This is a genomic window from Streptomyces lancefieldiae, from assembly GCF_031845825.1.
Taxonomy (GTDB): Bacteria; Actinomycetota; Actinomycetes; order Streptomycetales; family Streptomycetaceae; genus Streptomyces; species Streptomyces lancefieldiae.
The window spans coordinates 1-4,970 of record NZ_JAVRFH010000132.1 but is presented as its reverse complement, the minus strand read 5'-3'; the positions used below and the strand labels follow the sequence as shown (position 1 = coordinate 4,970).

3 protein-coding genes are annotated in these 4,970 nt (G+C 64.2%); 2 read left to right on the top strand and 1 reads right to left on the bottom strand.

The genetic code is table 11. The features are described 5' to 3' along the window. The first annotated feature begins 66 nt into the window (after positions 1-66). Together RM812_RS40515 and RM812_RS40510 are read left to right on the top strand one after the other, a co-directional pair. Positions 67-1,353 (top strand): tyrosine-type recombinase/integrase, encoded by a 1,287-nt coding sequence (locus tag RM812_RS40515; RefSeq protein WP_311585773.1) that lies wholly within the window; start codon positions 67-69, stop codon positions 1,351-1,353. A 155-nt stretch (positions 1,354-1,508) separates the two neighbouring features. Then, positions 1,509-3,830: a tyrosine-type recombinase/integrase gene (locus RM812_RS40510; protein ID WP_311585771.1), complete on the top strand. Its 2,322-nt coding sequence runs from the start codon at positions 1,509-1,511 to the stop codon at positions 3,828-3,830. Between the two features lie 10 nt (positions 3,831-3,840). Here the strand turns inward: RM812_RS40510 and RM812_RS40505 are convergent, their stop codons facing one another. Then, entirely contained in the window at positions 3,841-4,647 is an 807-nt protein-coding gene (locus RM812_RS40505; RefSeq protein WP_311585769.1) for a hypothetical protein, read from the bottom strand. Between the last annotated feature and the right edge of the window lie 323 nt (positions 4,648-4,970).

Genomic DNA, 4,970 nt, shown 5'->3' with positions numbered 1-4,970 from the left:
GGCGTGTTGACCGAACTATCCTAAGCGTTTTCGCAGGTCAGCAAGGGTTTCTGCTAGCTTCACGCCATGCCTGATGAACAGGGTCCCGGAAGGGACTTGAAGAGCTTTGTGCTGCCCGAGATCGGTCAGTTACTGGAGACCGAAGACCCGTGGGAGCCCGTGCAGCTCCTCGACGCGTTCGGGAGACCGGTCGAGCCGGCCGCGGTGTACTTCAAGGACCTGATGGCCGCGGACAGCTCGGTGCTGACGCCCCGCTCCTACGGCATGGACCTACTCCGTTGGTGGCGCTACCTGTGGGCCTTCGGGATCGAGTGGGACCAGGCCACACGCGAGGACGCCCGTGACTTCATGCTTTGGATGAAGCTGGCGGACAAGCCGGTACGGGTCCACTGGCGCCACCGCGGCAAAGACCCTGCTGAGATCCCTCGGCCCTCCCGCCCCCGCAGGCTGGCGCCGGGAACACCGAACCCAGTGACCGGAAAGCCAACCGTCGGCAGGAAGTACGCGCCGAGAACCCGGGCGCACTGCGAGACGGTGTTGCGGTCGTTCTACGACTTCCACCTGGATCGCAACAGCGGATCGCTGCTGGTCAACCCATTCCCGCTCGTCCGTGGCCGACGTTCGGCACGCGCCAACGCGCACCACAATCCCGAGGACGACCACAAGAAGCAGCGCGCCGGCCTCTACCGGCCCAAGATCCCGAAGCAGGTCCCGCGACGCATCCCCGAGGACAAGTTCACCGAGGTCTTCGCCGGACTCCGTTCGCACCGGGACCGTGCTCTGCTCGCCTTCTGGGTCGCTACCGGCGCACGAGCCGAGGAACTCCTCACCGCTACCCAGGGCGGCGCGATCGTCGGCCAGCAGACCATCGGCGTGATCCGCAAAGGCACACGCGACTACCAGGAACTGCCCGCGACTCCGGACGCGTTCGTCTGGCTGCGTCTCTACCAGGAAGAAGCCTGGAACAAGGGCGTCCCCCGGGGCCGTCGGCAGCCGCTGTGGTGGACCCTGCGCCGCCCCTGGCGGCCGCTCGAGTACGACGCGGCCCGCATGATGTTCAACCGTGCCAACGAGCTCCTGGGCGCCAACTGGACGCTTCACGACCTTCGGCACACCGCGACGTTCCTGATGCTCGACGACCCGAACATGCCGCCGGTCTACGTTCAGCACATCCTCGGGCACAAGCAGCTGTCGACGTTGCAGATCTACAACCGTCCCGGCCGGGACGACGTCATCGCGGCCGGTCTCGCCCACCACGCCCGGGTGGAACAGCAGCGCAAGACCCAGCCGGTCCGTCGGGACCCCGAGTACAGCCCTGAGTCGCTGAACGTCCTGTTCGGGGGCGGGGCTTGATGACTACCGACCTGCTGTTCTCCTCGCCGGTGGCCGCGGGCCCCACGAGTGCGAGACCGCTTCGCGGGAGAGACGCTGCGAACGTCATCCGGTCCTTCCCGCCTCGGCCACGGATCACCGACTGGCCGGCCACCAGCGCCTCCCTCAGGGAGGTCATGGCGCGCATCGAGCATCCCCCGCTGAGCGCTGCTCGGGAACTCACCCAGCACGCGCGGAGGACTGGCAGCCAGCACATGCTGGACTGGCTTGAGACCTTCCCGGGAGCCACCTGGCAGGAACGGTGGAACGCGAGCCCGGCCGCCACCTATGCCGACTGGGCCTCGGCTCCGCAGGACTGGCTCAACGCCACCGGGCAGGTCAGCGCCAAGAAGACCAGCCTGGGTTACCTCGCGGCCGGAGTGCTTACGCTGACCTGCGCGGATGTCATCCGGCCCAGCTCTCACTGGCTAGCGAGCAACTCTTCGCGATACCTGCCGGCAGAGATCATTCGCACGCGTGATCCCGAAGGGTTCGAGGAGCTGAGGGCGTCCATGCCCGAGAGCGAGTGGACCTCGAGGGCGGGCAAACGGGCCGTGCACACGCTGGCACGGGTCATTGCCGCCTACGGCGGGCGCCTCAAGGACATCGCCGTCGGAGACTTGCTGTCCTTCTATCCGGTGACTGGACGCACGGCCCACGGCGGCATCCGCCTGGCATACGTGTGGCTCAGGGACCGGGGCAACTTCCCCGCTCACGCCCCCGGAACCTTCCACCACTTGGGCGCCCGAACGGGGCAGGTCAGCCCGGAGGACCTCGTTGACCGATACGACCTGAAGTGCAAGCCGGTTCGCGACCTGATCGTCGACTACCTCAAGGAACGACAGCCAAGTCTCGACTACAACTCCCTGAAGGGGATGTCATCCGCTCTCGCGAGACTGTTCTGGGCGGACCTCGAACGGCACCACCCGGGCATCGACAGCCTCCGGCTGGCGCCCGAGGTCGCAGAGGGCTGGAAAGCACGCATCGCGGTGAAGACCGTTCACCGGCGCCAGCTCGACGGGTCGCTCGCGAAGGAGCTGGCACCCCGCACGAGCGCGGCGTCCACGAAGATGCTGGTGCGGGCGTTCTACCTGGACATCGCGGCCTGGGCGCTGGAGGAGCCGGAACGCTGGGGACCGTGGGCGGCCCCCAACCCGATCAGCGAGGCCGACTGCACGGTCAAGAAGGTCGAGCGCGAGCAGAAGGCCAGGACCGACCAGCGCACGAGAGAGCGGCTGCCGGTTCTGCCGGCCCTGATCCGCGCGGCGAACCGGCGCCTCAAGGAAGCCAGACTCCGCCTCGAAGCAGTCGAGAACGCCCCGCTCGGTTCTCAGGTCACCGTCCTGGGCGAGACGTTCACGCTGCCCATGACAACGACGCGAGTCGACGGCAAGCCGGGGAAGGTTTTCACCGTCGACGGCAAGTTGCGCAGCCTCCGCACCGAGGAGAAGCAGGCGTTCTTCGCCTGGGCCACCATCGAGATCCTGAGACACACCGGCATCCGTATCGAGGAACTCCTCGAGCTCGGGCACCACAGCATCATCAGCTACAAACTGCCCACGACAGGAGACGTCGTCCCGCTGCTGCAGATCGCCCCGTCCAAGACGGACCAGGAGCGACTCCTGCTGATCAACCCGGAACTGGCAGACGTTCTCAGCGCGGTGATTCAGCGTGTCCGCGGGGTCGACGGCACGGTGCCATCCGTCGGGACCTACGACTCCAACGAGCGGATCTGGAACCCTCCCATGCCGGTCCTCTACCAATGGCAGGTGTCCGGTGAGAACCGTCACATCTCGATCAGCAGCATCCGACGAGCGCTGAACGAAACGCTCGCCGCATCAGGCCTCGTCGACAGCAGCGGGCGGCCGCTGCAATTCCAGCCCCACGACTTCCGCCGCATCTTCATCACCGACGCCATCATGAACGGCCTCCCGCCCCACATCGCTCAAGTCATCGCAGGTCACCGCAACATCAACACCACGATGGGATACGCGGCCATCTACCCGGCGGAGGCAATCGAGGCGCATCGGGCATTCATCGCTCGCCGCCGCACGCTCAGGCCCTCAGAAGAGTACCGATCGGTGACCTCAGAGGAATGGGAGGAGTTCCTCGGCCACTTCGAACGTCGGAAGCTCGCCCTCGGGCAGTGCGGCCGCGCTTACGGAACAGATTGCGCCCACGAACACGCATGTGTCCGATGCCCCGTCCTCATCGTCTCCCCCGCAGAAAGGCCCCGCCTGGTCGAAATCCGCGACAACCTCACTGACCGGATCGCGGAAGCACAACGCGAGGGCTGGCTAGGCGAAGTCGAAGGACTATCTGTCAGTCTCACCGCGGCAGAAGAGAAGATCGCCCAACTCGACGCACGGCAAGAACGCAGGAACTCTCCGACCTTCATGGGGATCCCCACGTTTGATCAGATCGTCGCCCGTGTCATCGACACTGGCGATTCTAAATGATCAACTGAGACTACTTGCGGAGTTGCTCGACGAACAAGCGAGCATATCGACCCCAGTCAATTCGAGCTTGCTTAATTCTTTCCATGGCTCGCCCCGAAGGCATTTCGTCTTCCATGCGGGCCCAGGAGATAAGAAGGAGGGCGAGTGTGGTTGCCGCCTGTTGATCTTCTCCCTCCATGACCTCCCAGATTTCCTTACCCATGGGATGTCGAAGATTCAACTCGACCTGACAAACCCCGGCAAGGAGCGAGATGTTGAACATCTCTGGACCATTCCAGCCCGCCGCGATTATGCGAGTGTGAAGTGAGTTCTTCTCACTCGTTGGTGCATCGAGCAGCACCTGCCACTTTCCCTGCCCCGCATCGGACGTCGGTGGACTTTCCTGCTCGGACTCAGGCTCCACCGGCCCGCTGGCCTCAGTCTTCTGGATCGGCTCCGCTGGGGAGGGCGGAGAAGACCTAGGCTCAGGGGTCTCCCCGTGGAGGTCTCCTGCGGGAGAGTGGATTGACTCCCACAGTGATCGGAAGCGATCGAGCTCGGACAGTGCTGTCTCGCGTCTTGCGAGGGTGAGCAACGCGTCTACCAATGCTTCCACTTTGAGCCAACGTGGCACGCGGCGACCCGTCAAAATATTCGCGACGGTCTGGTGGGACATAGAGTCCCTGGCGAATTCCGATCGGGTGATCACCTTGCTGATCACCCGAGTGCTTGGAAATCCCGATAGTCGATAGAGATCGTGCAGAGCTGTCAGCAGATTGCGGTGAGGCCCCGGCGGGACCTCCGATTCAGATGGCAGTGCAATCAGGCTCAGCTTCACTCCTGTCACGTCCCCCCTGGCCGCATTCACTGATCGATTTTAAGGAAGTGCTCGACGACTGCCTTAGTTGCGCCCCCGACAGCAGCCGATACCAATGCCAGGCCGACTCGGAGTCCGGTTCGCTTCATTTCTTCGCTTTGGGCACCCATAGAAGCCGCTGGCTCTTGCTCCGGGTTCGGCTCCGGGTTGCTCTTCTGAGAGGTGCTCATGAACTAATGCTGAGATCACCCTGGCACCCGTCAGACACTCGTGAACGCTAGTTGACAGAACTTTACAGAGCTGACCGGGACGGGACATGGCGGTCATCGCCTAGTTCAGAGAAG